Source organism: Paenibacillus antarcticus (assembly GCF_001637225.1).
In the GTDB taxonomy this organism is placed as follows: domain Bacteria; phylum Bacillota; class Bacilli; order Paenibacillales; family Paenibacillaceae; genus Paenibacillus_AQ; species Paenibacillus_AQ antarcticus.
Window position 1 is genome coordinate 1 of the sequence record NZ_LVJI01000049.1, and the last position, 16407, is coordinate 16407.

Below are 16407 nucleotides of genomic sequence, written 5' to 3' on the forward strand. Positions count from 1 at the left end.
AAAACAACCTGAGCCCCTACGAATACAGGACTCAGGCTGCTTAAATATTGCTTTTTGTTAATTGTCTACTTGACAGGGGTCACTTCAAACAGGCTGGGGTTCTTTTTTTTCGTTTAAAGTAAAATTAAAAGGATTTTGTCGCTAATTGTCGAATCTATTTAAAACTAAATAATCAACACCAGGAGAGGGGCTTGTTTAAGTATGTGGTTAGAAGGTTTAAAGAAATGGTCAAGTTCATTAAAGGTCAAGTTCATGTTGTTTCTCTTATTGCTTACCGTTATACCCATAGTGATCATTGCATCGATTCTAACAAACTTATTTACAGGTAATGTGGAAAAGGAATTAAAAGAACAACAAATGGTTATAGCATCGGCGAATGCAGTGAAGTTAAACTCATTTTTAGAAATGAAAGTTCGGTCGATAGAAAACATGTTGAGTAGTTATCAGCCAGTTCTTTTACATAATGATACTAAGGAGATTACTGAGCTATTGAGAGTTATGAAGGCAATGAGTCCAGATGTCCTCTCCTATGCCTATTCTCCTGAATCTGGTTTATCCATAAGTGATACTGGTAAGGAGCTTGATCTATCTAATTTCGATAATTTCAAGCGAATGAAGGAGCAGAAGAAGATAGCGATCTCAGATATTTTGCAAGACGGAGATACCCGCGTAAATACGATCATTATTGATATCCCGGTGCTTGGCGATAATAATGAGTTTCGTGGATTAGTGCAGGCAATTGTTAGTCCTGGAAATATATTGGAAGATATTAATAGGAACAAAATGGGTGAGAGCGGGTCTGCTTTCTTGCTTTCAAAAGACGGTAAATACCTTGCACATCAATCAGAAGAGAGAATTGGGAAAGAGGTTAAGGGATTTGAGAATAAAGAAACAGCTGACGTGTATTCAGAGGCGATCTTGAAGGAAGTAAAGGGGAATGTCATTTATGAATTGAAAGATGGTACTCCCCAGTTAGCTTCCTTTGCCACAGTAGATTTAACGGGTTGGAGAGTTGTTGTAACGGGAAATAAAAATGAATTACTACGTAGCGTTGAACAATCGAAAAATACAGGTTATCTCGTCATTCTTCTTTTCTCTTTGGGCGTGGCCATATTATCTTATTTCATGACGGGGTATATCCTTCGCCCTATCTATGAGATGACGAAGCTTATGAAAAAAGTAGCTGACGGAGATTTGACTGAACGACTGAAAGTAAAAGGCAAAGATGAAATACAACAGTTGAAAGGTAATATTAACGAGATGTTACATTCGTTTAGTCTTACTCTGAATAAACTGGCAGATGCTATACAACACACAGCTGCCTCATCTGAAGAGTTGACAGCTATTGCATTGAACTCGTCCAGTACTTCTGAGGATACAGCGAATTCGGTGGAACGGATAAAGAATGGTGCGCAAGTGCAGTATAGTGGATCAGAACAATCTGCAACAGCAATGGAAGAAATGTCCTTGGGCATTCAAGAAATCGCTGAATCATCAAGTATTGTTAACGAGAGGACTCAACAAGTACATAGGCAAGTTACAGAAGGGGAGATTATCGTACAAGAAGCTGTTCGGCAAATCTCTAATGTTAATGTGGCAGTTGAAAAGTCCGCTTCGATGATTCAAGCCATGGAATCGAAGTCATCTGAGATTAACGAGATCGTGAATTATATTTCAGAAATAGCGAAACAAACAAATATCCTGTCCTTGAATGCTACTATTGAAGCAGCGCGTGCAGGCGAACATGGTAGAGGATTCGCCGTCGTTGCTGAAGAAGTGAAGAAATTGGCTGAACAGACGAGACAGGCGACAATTGGTATAGACGGTATATTGAGAGAAATTCAGAATTCTACATCACACACTTCTGAATCCATGTCTAAGGGAATCGAAGAAGTTGCCAAAAGTGTGAAGCAGATTGAGGCGGTTGGAGATATATTCGGGTCCATTGTACATGAAGTAGTTGAGGTATCAACTCAAATGGAAGGTATGTCTGCAGCTACAGAGCAATTATCTGCAAGCACGCAGGAAGTCTCGGCATCTATGAATGAGATTGTGGGTATCTCCCGTACTTCATTAGAAGAATTGCAGACGATTTCTAAATCCACATCGGAACAACATCTATCCATGGGTGAGATATCCTCTTCTTCAGAGTCTTTAAGTCAGATGGCTACTGAACTTCAAGAAATGATTTCGAAGTTTAAAGTAAAGTAAGACGTTTCATTGGTAAGATCTCATTAAATATAAATATGGAACGAAAGACCCCTGCCATTGATGGCGGGGGTCTTTCGTATGCTCGCATCCACGCATAGCATAGATTGTTATCTAATTTAAATCATCCAGTTTGACTCGATAAAGATAGTCCATCTGGTTTTCCACCAGGATAGAGGGCATCATAGGAAATATTGTGTTTCTAAGTGAAACCGCAAGTTTGCCATCAAATTGGGCTAATTTTCCAACCCTATTGGACATTCGAGTTATCTTGCCCGTACGCCGGACGCGTTCACGATTATAGTGTTCTAAGGCTTCCGATACATTAGTTGAACGTTTAATATGTCCTGCTAGAATGATGGAATCTTCAATCGCTTGTCCGGCACCCTGTCCCATATTCGGTGTTGTTGCATGTGCTGCGTCACCGAGAAGGGCGATTCGTCCAAATGAATACCGGGAAATTGGTGGAAGGTACATGATGTCGTGGTGAAGAAGTTGTGCGTTCTGAGAAAGCGCTAGTATTTGCGGTATTGGATTATGGTATTTGTGAAACTTTCGTTCTAAATCCTCAACGGTATAGTTGGCAAATTGGGGGTCGAATTGAAGTGCATTTAGGCAGGCGAACCAGTAAATGTGATCATTGGCCAGTGGAACAATGCCCAAACGTCCATTACTACCCCATGACTCCGTAAATACGTTTGAATCGTAACCTGTTAGCAGTATAGGATCAATTTGCAAGACCGATCGCCAGCACGTGTATCCAGCATACTTCGGGATTGCATGTGGGAGAAGCTCCTCTCGGATGGTTGAACTAATCCCGTCAGCTGCGATGAGTAAATCTCCTTCTTCTTTCAATCCGTCTTCGAACCATACGGTAACACCAGAGGGTTGTTGTTCGAATCGTGTTAATTTTTTACCACACTGTACGGGGTGCTCTGGTCCAATGGCTTTTATTAGAATAGTAAGAAGTGTCGATCGGAGGATAGTCACATTATCCGTTCCATATTTTTTACTTATAATGGATGTTTCTGTAAGACTGAGTGTTTTGCCGGTATCCGTCATGATTTGTAGTCTATGAAGAAGCTTCCCGGCTTGAAGTACTTCCTCGCCTACACCAAGTAACTGCAATGCACGCACAGCGTTTGCACCAACCCCAAGAGCGGCACCGCCTAACGACACTTCAGACTTTTTTTCAAAAATTGTCGCCTGTATGCCAATTCTGCGTAGGGCAAGTGCAATACATAAACCACCAATTCCTGCTCCAATAACGATAACCTTCACAAGATACATTCTCCGATCTATTGGTATTTATTGAAAGTGTGTCTATTATTCTAAGCATTAATTTGATAGCGCTTCTATTATATCGAAAGTGATTCAAAGCTTCTATTAGAAATGTATGTATGTTGGGTCGTAGAACACAAAAGTCGGTTAATCTACATTAATTCCTTTTGTTACAAAAATATACATAATGTCATATGACAAAGTTGTGACAACAAACACTATGCAGCGATATTTTTTTTAATTATAATTTATTGGTATTAAATTACATAATATATTGTCGAAGTTGAAGTGGAGGGTAAAAGATGAAAAAACGATCAAGTCTATTAGTTATTGCTATTGTATTATCCATGATTTCTCCTGGGGTGATACCTAATACAGCCCAAGCAGTTAGCAGCCCAGTTACAAAGTCCTATACAGCTAAGATGGATACGATGGAATTAGCTGGCCATATTCAATATGACGGCATTCATGATAATGATGGGGATGGTTTTCTTAATATTGGGAGGAGCAACGACGAATTCGGAAATGTCCGGCAGAGAGCTGGTGTTACATTCGATTTGGGTGTGTCAGAAGGGATTGTAGTGTCAGCAGAGCTGGTCTTGACTATTGCTACTGTGATTAGAAACCCGAATCATACTTTGTATATGGAAGCTAGGGGGTCTGTTGCAGATGATATGAACTATACGAGCTTTCCTACTGTAGATATTAATTCGCCCTATGCAGACAAATTTACAGCGAAAAGCACTGCTGAAGTACCTATGGGCACATATCTTCAGAATCAGACGATTACCTTCAATGTAAAGAGCGCAGTAGATGCCTTCACGGATAGTTCGGATCGGAAAATAACCTTTACGCTCAATGGGAATGAGGTCGATGCAGAGAGCGGCTGGTTCTCTATTCATTCCTTGGAGACTTATGGGAATGCTGCGTTCCGTCCAAAGTTAATTGTTACTTATGAGACTGGACCTGTAAATAATCCTCCAGTGGGTTCATTCATAATTGCTGAAAGGGGCAGCGACAAGCGCCGGTACTGTCAATCTATCTGTATCTGGAACAGATCCTGATGCAGGGGATAGTGTTACCCATATGAGATTTGCCAATAGTGCTGCGGGTTTGACGGCGGCAGCTTGGCTGCCCTTCAGCAATACAGCAACGTTCAGTCTAAGTGGAGGGGATGGGTCGAAGGCGATCTATATGCAGTTGAAAGATTCCAAGGATGGGATATCAGCTAATTCTTCTCAGACTATTCTATTGGATCAGACAGCACCAACAGGTACACTTATTATTAATGATGGTGCAATATGGACTAAAAGTAATACGATAACCTTGAAAGGGACCTATACAGATGGAAGTGGCTCCGGAGTTAACCAGGCACGCCTTTCAAATATTAGTGGCAGTTGGCTGGAAAGTTGGTTTAGCGTCGCTGACTTGAATGGAAAGTCGTGGAATCTTCTACCAGGAGAGGGAGCTAAAACTGTATATGTGCAATATAAAGATATAGTTGGTAATGAGAGTACCGCAACCATCAGAAATACGATAGGTGTAGATACGATAGCCCCTATTATTTCAAATGTAGAGAACGGAAAAGTCTATAAAAGTAAAGTGATAGCTCTATTTAACGAAGGATTTGGGATGCTCAACGGCAGTCCCTACACTAGTGGTACGGATATCACGCAGGATGGAACGTATACGCTAATCGTCACCGATCCAGCAGGTAATAGTACGACAGTGAAATTTAATATTGATATCACGGCGCCTGTTGTTAGTGGAGTAACCAACAATGGGATATATAACAGGAACGTTACAATCACATTTAACAAAGGAACAGCGACATTGAATGGAGCTGCTTTTATTAGTGGTTCACAGGTTGCACTGGATGGTATGTATACCCTTGTCGTCACGGATGCGGCAGGCAATGTAACAACGGTTAGTTTCTTGATTGATAAGGTAGCACCTACAGTGATTGGGGTTACGAACAATGGGAATTACAAGAAAGCTGTTACGGTTACATTCAACGAAGGAACAGCAACGTTGAATGGAATATTAATTGCTAGTGGTACTGAAATTATACAGGATGGTACGTACACACTAGTCGTAACAGATGCACCAGGTAATGTAACAACGGTATCTTTTATGATCGATAAGGCAGCACCTATTGTAACAGGAGTAGCGAACGGCGGGAACTACAAAGAGAAGGTGACCGTCGGATTCAACGAAGGAACGGCAACGCTGAATGGAATAGCTTTTACGGAGTGTACGGAGATTGTACTAGATGGTGCATATACGCTAGTCGTAACGGACGCGGCAGGTAATATAACTACAATTCAGTTTTTATTGGATACGCATGCTCCAATAGGCACCATAATCATTCATTCTGGAACAGAATGGACAAATGAAACGAATGCGATACTTAATCTTACTAGTGATGACGGAAGTGAAGGTAGCGGTGTTATTGAGATGCGCTTCTCTAGTAATGGAGCAGATTGGAGTAACTGGGAGGCATCGGCTGGAACGAAGGAGTGGACCCTTGAAGCAGGTGATGGGGTGAGGAAGGTCTTTGTACAATTCAAAGACAAAGTTGGCAACGTAAATAGCACGGTTATTCAAGACTCGATTAAACTTGATCAAACAGTCCCTTCAGGAACATTGGTTATTAATGGGGGAGCTGCTACTACGAGTAGCAAAGTTGTGAACTTAAGCCTAAATTCATCAGATGGGGTAGGTAGTGGGGTTTCTGATATGCGATTCTCTTCCGATGAGCTAACATGGTCAATATGGGAGAGCGTGTCATCCATGAAGAATTGGAATCTGAATGGGGATACAGGATTGAAGAAAATCTTTGTTCAATTCCGAGATGTAGCTGGTAATACGAGTAAGACAAGCGGTGCTATAATTGATTACCAACTCAGTAGCGGAACTGCTAACCAAGATAATAATTCTGGGAGTAGCGCAGGCGCTGGAAATACATCTATATCGAGCAACTCAACCATTTCGTCGAATGGTAAGCTAACGCTTCCAGCAAGTGGCGCAGGTCAAGTGAGTTTGAATGGGGAGATCACGATTTCCATTCCAGTCAATGCTACGACGAAAGTACTGGAGCTTGAGATCGAGAAAGTAAAGAACATACACAATATGAAGGGGATTCTGGCGAGTTCCATCTATGAGGTAGATAGTAACTTCCTTGAGAACTTCAAGAAATCAGTAACACTAACCATGTTGTTTGAGTCTATGAAATTAGATAGCAATCAAACGGCAGCTTTATTCTATTATGATGAAGCATCGAAAGGTTGGTTGAAAGCAAACGGTAGCAAAATCAGTGGAAATCGCATCAGCATAGAGATGCATCACATTAGAACAAAGTATGCGGTACTCGTTGTTGATAAGGTGTCGGGTTTGCCCGTAGAACAGTCGATAGATATGACTACGGAAGGTGACGTAAACGATGTTACTGGACATTGGGCGGAGTCAAGTATTAAAGAAGCACTAAGTGATGGTATCGTAAAAGGATATGTTGACGGAAGCTTCAAACCGAATGCTACCGTGACACGAGCGGAATTTGCCGTGATGTTAATTAACGCACTAAAGCCGGCAGCTAATGGAATTAAGCTGAGCTTCGTTGATAAGAAGAAGATTGGAGATTGGGCTCATGATGCGGTTGCACAAGCGGTTCAATTAGGGGTAATCAATGGGTATGAAGATGGCACATTTCGTCCAAGTACTTACTTGACGCGCGCTGAAATGGCTAGTATTATTGCGAATGTGCTTAAGTTGTCCGTTGAATCAAGTAGCGCAACGGGTTTCACCGATGATAAGAGCATTCCAACATGGGCAAATAACGCTGTTGTGCAATTAAATAAACTTGGACTTATAGAAGGTAAAGGTAATAACAGGTTTGAACCGAATGCTACAACGACAAGGGCAGAGGCAGTGACTCTACTGTTGAAAATGTTGGTGCAAGTGAGTAAATAATGCAATCATAAGGTTATTCTGAAGACAGTCTAATAGGCTGTTATAGGAATAACCTTTTTTGTATGGGTCGCACGAATACTTTGCTCTGATAGACAATTCTATCGGTAGTTTTACTTCGAAAGGATATCTATTGTCTTAAGCATTAACATAATTGCTTTTCTATTATATCGAAAGTGATTTAAACTGCCGATTAGATATGTATCTAAGTTGGGGTGGTAGAACAGAAAAGTGCCAGTTGATCCAGCGTTACCCCACATATTATATTTTTGAGGCATGAATAAGGGGACAGTCTTGAAATTCATGATACCATAACCATAATCAATACCTAGGGTAAACTTCGCCCAATCTTTCTTCATATTGTTTAGTGTATCTTTTTTAAGTATTTTATATTGTACTAGTGCTTTCATGAATTTAAGCAAATCCTCATTGGTGGAAACGATTTCACCTCCGGCGTAACTTATACTAAGGCTTAGATAGTCTGTCATGTTGATATTTCTTCCATATAAATGGGCCATAGGGAGTTGGCTTGATGTTGTTGGTTCAGAACGATGTATTAAGTATGAATTGTTCATATCAAGTGGTTCAAATATGTGTTGCTGAAGGACTTCGTGAAAGGAGTTAGTTGTTATTCTCTCAATGATTAATCCCAATAGATTATATCCAGTATCTGAATAATGAAATCCTTTACCTGGTGGGAAATGTGATTTCAAATGGGCTGTAGACCATTGAATGATCTCTTGAGGTGTCCAGAATCGGGAGGGTTCATCAAAAACCAAATCGAGTATCGATTTACCCTGTTTAGGTTTATCTTCAAGAAAGCAATTCAAGCCAGAGGTATGATTCAATAGATGTTTTATTGTGATATCTTGTGTGTAATCTATTCCTTTGTATACATGCAGATTCTGCAATAGTTCTTGATCTAAATAGGAGGAGAGCGTATCTTCGTAGGATATCAGTTTCTTTTCAACCATTAGACCTATTAGAACCGCTGTAAAAAGCTTACCGATACTCGCGATGAAGAAAGGTTGTTGTGCATTTGCGACCATATTACCCGTTGACCCTTCTGCTATATTCATGTGAATACCGAGCTTATCAGTTGTACTTATTTAAACTTATCAGCAAAAGTTTTTATTTTATCTACAAAAATTCCTTTTAACTGATCAGTGCCTTCCTTGGGTGCGGCATAGGCCTTATAACCGCCAAATGATTCAATACGGATCGCTGCTTTTTGTAGATCTTCAGGAATATTGTCCGCTATGATTTCTTCGGTTTTCTTAGGCTTCTCGTTACATATATAATAACCCATGTTTTTATTTAGTAACTCATCTTTATTTTTCTTAATAAAGTCACGTATCGGTTTATATATTTTGCCGTCTCTTACGCCAGCACCTAGAATAATAGTATCGAATTCCGCAATATTAGGCTTTTCTAAATTAATATTACAAATGGAGCAATGAGAAAGTTCCTGGGATAATATTTGTGCACATTGCTCTGATGCTCCTGATTTAGTAGCGTATAACACGAGTATTGCTATTGGTACTCATCCTTTTCATCTATAATTATAGTTAAACAGAAACCTAGTCACTATTATCTTGGTAATCTAGATAGTTGTCAAAAAAGATACTTGTTTGTCGAAGTATCGATAAATTCATTTCATCGAAATCAATCATCATTTGCAATTCTCTAAGAATCTGTCTCGGAAGACATAAATATTACCGATAGTTTCGAGTATATCTGAGAGATCTTTTATAGTAATATAGATAGACATGAAAAAAATACGCACATGAATTACTAGAATTAAGTATGAGTTATATGTGTATTATTTAATCATAATAGATGAGGTACGGAGGGTAATATTATGGCACAGCGCAGCAAACAAGAGGTATTTGAGTATCTAGAACGAGCTGAGGTCGCAGCGGTGGGAACTTCAAATATGGGGTTACCGCGACAGAGAATGATGCACTTTGCGGTAGATGAAGAATTCAATTTCTACTTAACAAGTACAAAGGGAGATCCAAAGGTCATTCAATGGATCAACATTCCTGAGACGGCTATATTGATCCACCAAGGTCCTACTTTCATGGAAATGGAAGAGTGCGAGGTAATCGGAAGAGCAGAGGTACTGAAAGATGAGAAAGATCGACAAAAAGCGATTGATCTACTTGTGAATCGTTCACCCATCGTTGGTCAATTTCATAGTATTGGTGCGCTGGATCGACTGGAATTTATACGCGTTAATCCGTTCACTGTTAAGTACAGGTATGTGCCGGAGATTCTTCAGGGCGAACCGCCAACGGTGTTCGAATTCGAACATAATCGTGAGAACGTAAATGTATGGGATGACGTTAAAGCGAAGGCGCGGGCATGGAAAGAAGCGGTACGTCCTTTGTCGCTCACAGCGGCGTTAGTGCCGATTCTATTGGGTGGAGCACTTGCCTTGTCCCAGAGTGATCAGTTCAATATGCTGACCTTCCTACTTACGTTGTTCGGAGCGATCATGATTCAAGCCGGCACGAATATGATCAATGATTGGAAGGACGCCGAACGTGATAATGAGAACAAATCGGGTATTCGTCCATTTACGGGTGGTTCAAGAATGATTCAACTTGGTCTAATCTCAAGAGCGGATATGGGGTTCTTCGGGATAATCCTTTCAACGAATGCCGTATTAATAGGAATATATTTGGTGTTCGCAAGTGGTATGGGTCTGATTCCACTTATCCTTTATGGACTAATAGCAGGTGTTTTTTATACGGGCGGAAAAGGAAAGCTCTCTTTCATTAATATGGCAACAGGTGTGGCAGAATTTCTCGTTGCTACGACCTATGGCGTATTAATGACGATGGGTGCGTACTATGTACAGACAGGACACTATTCATTGGAAGCGTTCCTGATCTCTTTACCTGTCGCTTTATTCATTAATAACGTTCTGATTATTAACCAATTCCCAGACTCAGAATCTGATGCGAACTCTAATAAGAAAACATTAGTTGTTCGATTAGGAAAGAAGAAAGCAAAAAACATACTAATCGGTAGCTTTATCATTGGGTATGCGATTATCGGGTTGTTACCGGTCATTGGATATGGACCCTTTACGTTATACTTTTCATTCCTTTCCATTCCATTTGCGGTCCAGGCGATCCGTTACGCACATCAGAACTATGACAAGAATGCTGTGGATCTTATTCCGAGCAATGCACATACAGCGATCAATCACTTATTCAATGGTTTGCTTCTTGTGTTTGCATTTCTATTGAATAGTCTTACGATTGTGCTTCCTATGCTATATTTAGTGGCTTCCTTAATCCTTGTCTTCTGGGTATGGAATTACATTGAAAGACATAGAAAAGTCATGAATGACTTCAGATTAGCTTTTAAGAAGTAATCTAGGGTCCGTTACACAGATCATGCCAGAGTCCTTGATTATATCAAAGACTCTGGCTTTTTTTTTCGAATATGATGGTCAATGAAGGCTCAAGTTCCCGTATTTTCTGTATGAATATTTTAACGGCCATCGTATCTAAGGACTTCGGTTCTTGTATAATATGGAAATTGCGTGTAAATCGTTTCCCTTTGATTTGAATGTGATGTAATTCCCCTGATTCTAACTCTTTATGTATGACCCAGCGAGATAACATGGCTATGCCAAGTCCAACAACGACAGCTTCCTTGACCCCTTGACTGCTGTTAAATACGAAAGATCGTGTGACACGAAGTTGATTATCTTGAATAAATTGGTCGCTGTATGCTCTTGTGCCAGAACCACTCTCCCTGAATATCCAGACTTGATCTTGCAACATCTGTGATTCAACAGTTCTTAATGTATGTAGCGGATGAGCCGTTGAAGAGACCAATAACATCTCATCTTCCATAAAAGGAGGTCTCAGTAGAATCTCCGAATACTCAACGTGACCTTCGACTAAGCCAACATCGAGTTCTTTAGAATGAACGGCTTGCGCGATTTCTTCTGTATTGGCTATCGTTACCTGAATATCTACTTGCGGATATTGATTGACAAATTGTGCAAGAAGACGAGGCAGTATGTATTCGCCGATCGTAAAGCTGGCACCTATTCTTAAAGATCCCGTCACTTCATTTCGTAGAACATGTATTTTCTCCTTTGCCGCTTCATAAAGTGATACCATTTGTGTGGCTTGCTTGTACAAGATTTGGCCTGCCTCTGTCATCTTTACTTGCTTAGAAGATCGATGCATGAGCTGAACTCCAAATTCATTTTCTAAATTTCGTATGTGTTGACTCACTCCTGGCTGAGAAAGATTAAGTATTTCTGCAGCTCTGGAGAAATTTCGCTGTTCTGCCACGGTAACAAATACCTTTAAGGTATCTACAATCATCTATTATGTCCTCCGTTAGTATGTCATTATAATCGATAGAATTCTTAAACCCATTGTATCCTGTTCCCTATTTGTGAACAAACTATTGTACCTTATCAAACGAAGCATAAGTTTTTCTAATGATATAGATAGCATTTAGGTATTTCTCTTCTTTGTTTGCGCATCTTATAGTTGAGACATAGAAAGCAAACAGACTTTCTCAACTAGAGATATAACAAGGAGTGGGTACACCATGGACCAATCAGAGATATTCTCCATACAAAGCAAGAAAAAACAACATATAGGTTTTGCACTTGGAATAGGATTAACCTTGTTCATCGCTATTGTTGCCAAAGGATTAGCGGGGTTCCCATTCCTCACAATCATGGGACAACTAGTGATTGCTATTTTGATCGGAATTACTTGGCGAGCCATTGCATGCGTGCCGGATATGATCGTTGCAGGAGTTAATTTTTCTAGTAAAAAATTGTTGCGTCTCGGCATTATTTTACTGGGTATGAGGCTTAATCTCCTGGACATTGTAAATGCAGGTCTCAAGGTATTTCTTATCGCAGTAATCGTTATAATGTTTACACTTCTCATCGTGTACGGCATAGCAAGGTTGTTTAAAGTTGAGAAACGCTTGAGTATTCTGACAGCCTGTGGAACAGCAATCTGTGGCGCAGCAGCAGTTGTTGCGATTTCTCCACAAATTAAGGCTAATGATGACGAGACCGCAATTGGAGCGGCAATAGTGGCAATATTAGGGACGATATTTACGTTGCTATATACCTTTCTATATCCATTTCTAGGGCTAACGCCATTAGGTTATGGAATATTCTCGGGAGCAACCTTGCATGAGATTGCACATACAATAGCAGCAGCGGCTCCAGGAGGGAATGAAGCAGTAGATATCGCGGTGATAGTCAAGTTAACGCGGGTTGCTATGCTTGTTCCGATTGCTATTCTAATCGGCATTTGGAGCAATAGATCGGAACAGAAAGAGAAGGGGGTTCATAACAAGTTTTCATGGAAATCTATCCCTATTCCTTGGTTTATTCTTGGATTTCTTCTTGTCAGTGGCATTAATTCCTTAGGGTTCGTTCCCATGTCTATTGCAAATGGCATTGTAACCATTGCATACTTATTGATTGCTATGGCGATGGCCGGTCTTGGATTGAACGTGGATTTGGTGGCTTTTAAGCGACTAGGAATGAGACCATTTGTTGCGGGACTTATAGGATCGGTCATACTCTCTTGTCTAGGGTTCATGCTTGTTCATTTATTTGGGCTTAATTCATAATGTTTATGAATAATTTGATAGATAATTGGTTAAACAAGTTATTATGTGGTTAACAAAAGCTATCTAACGAAATTCAGCTACTAACATATGAATTGAAGTGAAGCCCACATCAATGAAGGAGGATAATATTATGGCACTTGGATATTTATCGATTTTATTTATTATTATAGCAGTTGTCAGCGTAATCAGTATTGCGTTACTGTTTACGGTGAAAGAACCAAAAACCAACAATGTGATATTCGTAGTTACCGCCATATTGGGTGTTCTTATCGGCTATATAAGTGTTACGGCTCTTCCAAGCAACTACGTGGTTTCTCGAATCGTTGCAGGCACCTTTGGTATTGTTTCTGTTATAGGGATTGTTCTAATGTGGATGAAGAAGGAAGTTATAGCAAAGTTTTTGGTGGCCATTTCGGTCGTGTTCGGTGTTCTTCAGCTTTTTTTCTTTTAATTAGTACTAAGAGATATGAAGTGATACATAGGATTGCCCAAAGCTCAAGTGGATATATCTGCTTGGGCTATTTTAAATGAATAAAATAGCTACTAAGTTTGAAGACACAGAAAATAGATGAAAAAAAAAGCCCTTAGTATTAAGTAAGGGCAATAACAAATGGTTCAATCTGCACTTAAGGATTCTAGTATCGCATCGAACTTACTTTCTATCTCAGACAGACTTTGATACACAGACTCGCTGAAGTCATTTTCTGTAAGCTTGTCTTTACCATCTAAATGATTTTTTATACTCGTTACTGTTTTTGCTTTATATGCTGCAATTTCTTTTAGGGCAGAGTCACTTTTTTTCTTGAGTTCCTTAGCCTTTGTAGAGCAAGTAGCTTTGGCTGAATTTAGCGTCTTTTTATCTAGATCTCTTTCAGCTTTTGCTTTAGCCAATACCTCTTTACTAGCTTTACTCTTGACTGCGTTGTTATATTTTGTTGTTGAAGTCTTAGACTTCTCTGTTAACGCCTTTACATTCGTACACAAGATATCATTCAATTTCTTCTGTGCATCTTTGACCTCTTTAACTTGATCCTTATATGATTCGAAAAATAACTTGTCAACGGTAGACGTTGATGTAGCAGCTAATACTTGTGATGGTAGTAATACTACAAACAGTAGTATCAGTGTTATTATTTTACGCATGTCTTCGTGCCCCTCTCTACCCTTGATCATAAGGGTAATTATGGAATAACACAACACGGTAGGTAAAGGATAGAGTCATGTAAGAGAAGGGAATTTACTTTGAGAGTGAATCTAATAGTTTTCTTATTTCTCTAATGACAGTCTCTGGTTGTTCCAAATGGACTGAATGACCAATTCCTTCGGCAATAATATGTGTTTTATCTGTTGAAAGTTCAAGTATTGAAAGGTGCCCTGCTTGCCAATTTTTTATATTTGCTGCATTCTGTCCACTTGTAATAATGACTAATGGAATATCTCCAAGTGTGTCAATAGCACTAACTTGTTCAGTACTTTCACCTAAAGAAATCAATTCATTCAGCATGTTATCATTTAAGAAATGCCGATAGAAGAGAGCTTTATCTAATTTCCTATATTCGCGAGATAAATGTTGTTGCACAAGGTTTAATGAAGAAATCAAACGGAATTGTCCTAATACTCGTATTAAACCCAGAATAGATAGATACTTAGCAATACGCATTATCCGTAGTAAAGGTTTTCTATTTAATTGTTTATAAAATTGTGGGGTTCCCCCATCAACGATGACAAGACCTGCTACCTCACTAGGATATGTATGAGCAAACAAACATGCATTAAGAGCTGAAATAGAATGGGCTACAAGAATGAAAGGGGCTTTCTCACCTGAGGTTATTAAAAGAGTGTGTAATTCTTCGACCATTTGCGCACTGGTTCGTGGCTTGGAACTGCCTTCACTCCAACCATATCCAGCACGATCATAAATACAAGTCCTCGAGGTCTTAGATATTTCTGGTTGGATCAGACTCCAATTGGTATAGGCAGGTAAACCATGACCAGAATCAAAGATGATAGTCGGAGAACCTTTGCCTTCTCCAAAAATATGTAGTTTATGGCCATTTACTGATACGAGCTCACCTGGTGGGGGATATTTTTTTGCTTGAATTACAAGGGCAGTATAGTGGTACAGTATACACAATATGAATATTATAATAATCACATATAGAAAAATCATTGTGTTCTCCTCCCATTTCTACAATAAAAAATATTAATATTCTATGTCTGTTAGTTCTGACTTGGTAGTAAGATTGTTGTTAGCATGTGCAACTGACGGTCTGCGCTAGGGGGATTGTTCAAGAGAGGTATTAATAACTTTTGAAACGCGTCAGCAAAATCAATTAATTCGTCATTGCTCAAATGAAGAGCAACTTGTCTGAAATGTACGTTATCCCTTATAAAATCAATAGAATCGCTTTGAAGATACTGTTCTATATTGCTTAATAGCATCGTAGTAAAGGTTCGAAAATATCTTATTTGATCTTCTTGCCCAGCTATTTCTAAATCATGTTGAGTTAGAATGGCAGCTTGATCATATAAGGCGTATGTTTTCTCAATCGCCCCGCGCGCCTTTTTTTTATCGACGATATATATGATGTCCGCATCAAGAAGTTTTTTTAGATGTCGATATAATGTAGTCTGGGGTACATCAACTAAACTTCCTAGAAGTTGTTGAGTGGTAATCACCTTTTTAACAGTCAGCAATTGTATAATACGTAATCGAATCGGATGTGCAATAAGATCTGGTTTATTCATGTTTATCACCTCGAGTCTGTTGTTATCATTATTTCCAATAATGGTAATAATGTCAAGTCATAATGTGGAGGATTTGAGTCGATTTCGTTACATATTCGTTGGGAATAAAATGGAGTAATCTGACACCTATTTTCAGATAAATAGAGTAATGTCTATTAGTTATTAGATTGAAGTCCATACCTCCAATAAAAAAATATCATTATATATACAATTGTAGTATAGGGAGGTGTGTAACTTGAGGTGTGATAATACACATAAAAAGAATGGGATGACTCCAGTAACAAAGAAGCGTATTCGTAAAAAGAAATGTATCGTTAAAGATCATACAAAACCCTGTAAAAAGAAAACTAATATTATTAGCCCTCTGAGAAGAAAAAAAGAATGTAAAAGGGTTATTCTGATTAAGAAAAAATATAAACGAGTTGTTTGTCCACAAGTAGAAATCAACGTAATAGCTCTGAGTGGGAAAAAAGGACCCCGAGGTGAGCAAGGGACACAAGGACCTACAGGTGCACAAGGATCACAAGGACCTACAGGAGCGCAAGGGACACAAGGACCTACAGG

General features: G+C 39.4%; 14 protein-coding genes. 7 read left to right on the forward strand and 7 right to left on the reverse strand.

Annotation, left to right across the window (positions count from 1 at the left end; all coding sequences use genetic code 11):
* The first annotated feature begins 201 nt into the window (after window positions 1-201).
* Entirely contained in the window at window positions 202-2211 is a 2010-nt protein-coding gene (locus PBAT_RS22285; protein WP_068652897.1) for a methyl-accepting chemotaxis protein, read from the forward strand.
* Between the two features lie 111 nt (window positions 2212-2322).
* On the opposite strand, the gene PBAT_RS22290 is transcribed toward PBAT_RS22285, so the two are convergent.
* Window positions 2323-3489, reverse strand: coding sequence for an FAD-dependent monooxygenase (locus PBAT_RS22290; protein ID WP_169810162.1), 1167 nt, complete (start codon window positions 3487-3489; stop codon window positions 2323-2325).
* A 302-nt stretch (window positions 3490-3791) separates the two neighbouring features.
* Here PBAT_RS22290 and PBAT_RS22295 point away from each other — a divergent pair, with 302 nt between their 5' ends.
* Together PBAT_RS22295 and PBAT_RS22300 are read left to right on the forward strand one after the other, a co-directional pair.
* A complete protein-coding gene (locus tag PBAT_RS22295; RefSeq protein WP_068652899.1) occupies window positions 3792-4553 on the forward strand; it encodes a hypothetical protein in 762 nt (253 codons plus the stop codon).
* Window positions 4489-7458: an S-layer homology domain-containing protein gene (locus tag PBAT_RS22300; protein ID WP_149466323.1), complete on the forward strand. Its 2970-nt coding sequence runs from the start codon at window positions 4489-4491 to the stop codon at window positions 7456-7458. Before PBAT_RS22295 ends, PBAT_RS22300 begins: the two co-directional genes overlap by 65 nt.
* A gap of 110 nt (window positions 7459-7568) precedes the next feature.
* On the opposite strand, the gene PBAT_RS22305 is transcribed toward PBAT_RS22300, so the two are convergent.
* Both PBAT_RS22305 and PBAT_RS22310 read right to left on the reverse strand, forming a co-directional pair.
* Window positions 7569-8534, reverse strand: coding sequence for a serine hydrolase domain-containing protein (locus tag PBAT_RS22305; protein WP_084403315.1), 966 nt, complete (start codon window positions 8532-8534; stop codon window positions 7569-7571).
* A 26-nt stretch (window positions 8535-8560) separates the two neighbouring features.
* Window positions 8561-8980, reverse strand: a complete 420-nt coding sequence (locus PBAT_RS22310; protein ID WP_246168211.1) for a flavodoxin domain-containing protein — start codon at window positions 8978-8980, stop codon at window positions 8561-8563.
* Between the two features lie 336 nt (window positions 8981-9316).
* On the opposite strand from PBAT_RS22310, the gene PBAT_RS22315 reads away from it, so the two are divergent.
* Entirely contained in the window at window positions 9317-10843 is a 1527-nt protein-coding gene (locus PBAT_RS22315) for a prenyltransferase (RefSeq protein ID WP_068652903.1), read from the forward strand.
* Between the two features lie 43 nt (window positions 10844-10886).
* On the opposite strand, the gene PBAT_RS22320 is transcribed toward PBAT_RS22315, so the two are convergent.
* Window positions 10887-11813, reverse strand: coding sequence for a LysR family transcriptional regulator (locus PBAT_RS22320; protein ID WP_068652904.1), 927 nt, complete (start codon window positions 11811-11813; stop codon window positions 10887-10889).
* Between the two features lie 232 nt (window positions 11814-12045).
* Between PBAT_RS22320 and PBAT_RS22325 the strand changes: the two genes are divergently transcribed.
* Both PBAT_RS22325 and PBAT_RS22330 read left to right on the forward strand, forming a co-directional pair.
* The gene (locus tag PBAT_RS22325; protein WP_068652905.1) at window positions 12046-13095 is read left to right on the forward strand and encodes a YeiH family protein; all 1050 of its coding nucleotides are present in this window, start codon (window positions 12046-12048) and stop codon (window positions 13093-13095) included.
* A 130-nt stretch (window positions 13096-13225) separates the two neighbouring features.
* Window positions 13226-13546, forward strand: a complete 321-nt coding sequence (locus PBAT_RS22330) for a hypothetical protein (protein ID WP_068652906.1) — start codon at window positions 13226-13228, stop codon at window positions 13544-13546.
* A gap of 164 nt (window positions 13547-13710) precedes the next feature.
* Here PBAT_RS22330 and PBAT_RS22335 read toward each other — a convergent pair whose 3' ends face one another.
* The 3 genes from PBAT_RS22335 to PBAT_RS22345 form a co-directional block, all read right to left on the reverse strand.
* Window positions 13711-14238 carry a hypothetical protein gene (locus PBAT_RS22335; RefSeq protein ID WP_068652907.1) on the reverse strand — a complete coding sequence of 176 codons (528 nt, stop codon included), beginning with the start codon at window positions 14236-14238 and terminating at the stop codon, window positions 13711-13713.
* A 94-nt stretch (window positions 14239-14332) separates the two neighbouring features.
* Complete coding sequence (locus PBAT_RS22340; RefSeq protein WP_068652908.1) at window positions 14333-15265, reverse strand: alpha/beta fold hydrolase; 933 nt, start codon at window positions 15263-15265, stop codon at window positions 14333-14335.
* A 50-nt stretch (window positions 15266-15315) separates the two neighbouring features.
* On the reverse strand, window positions 15316-15843 hold the full coding sequence (locus PBAT_RS22345; RefSeq protein WP_068652909.1) for a helix-turn-helix domain-containing protein: 528 nt from the start codon (window positions 15841-15843) through the stop codon (window positions 15316-15318).
* 235 nt (window positions 15844-16078) lie between these two features.
* Between PBAT_RS22345 and PBAT_RS22350 the strand changes: the two genes are divergently transcribed.
* Window positions 16079-16407: collagen-like domain-containing protein (locus PBAT_RS22350; protein WP_169810161.1), on the forward strand; the 329-nt coding region annotated here is incomplete at its 3' end.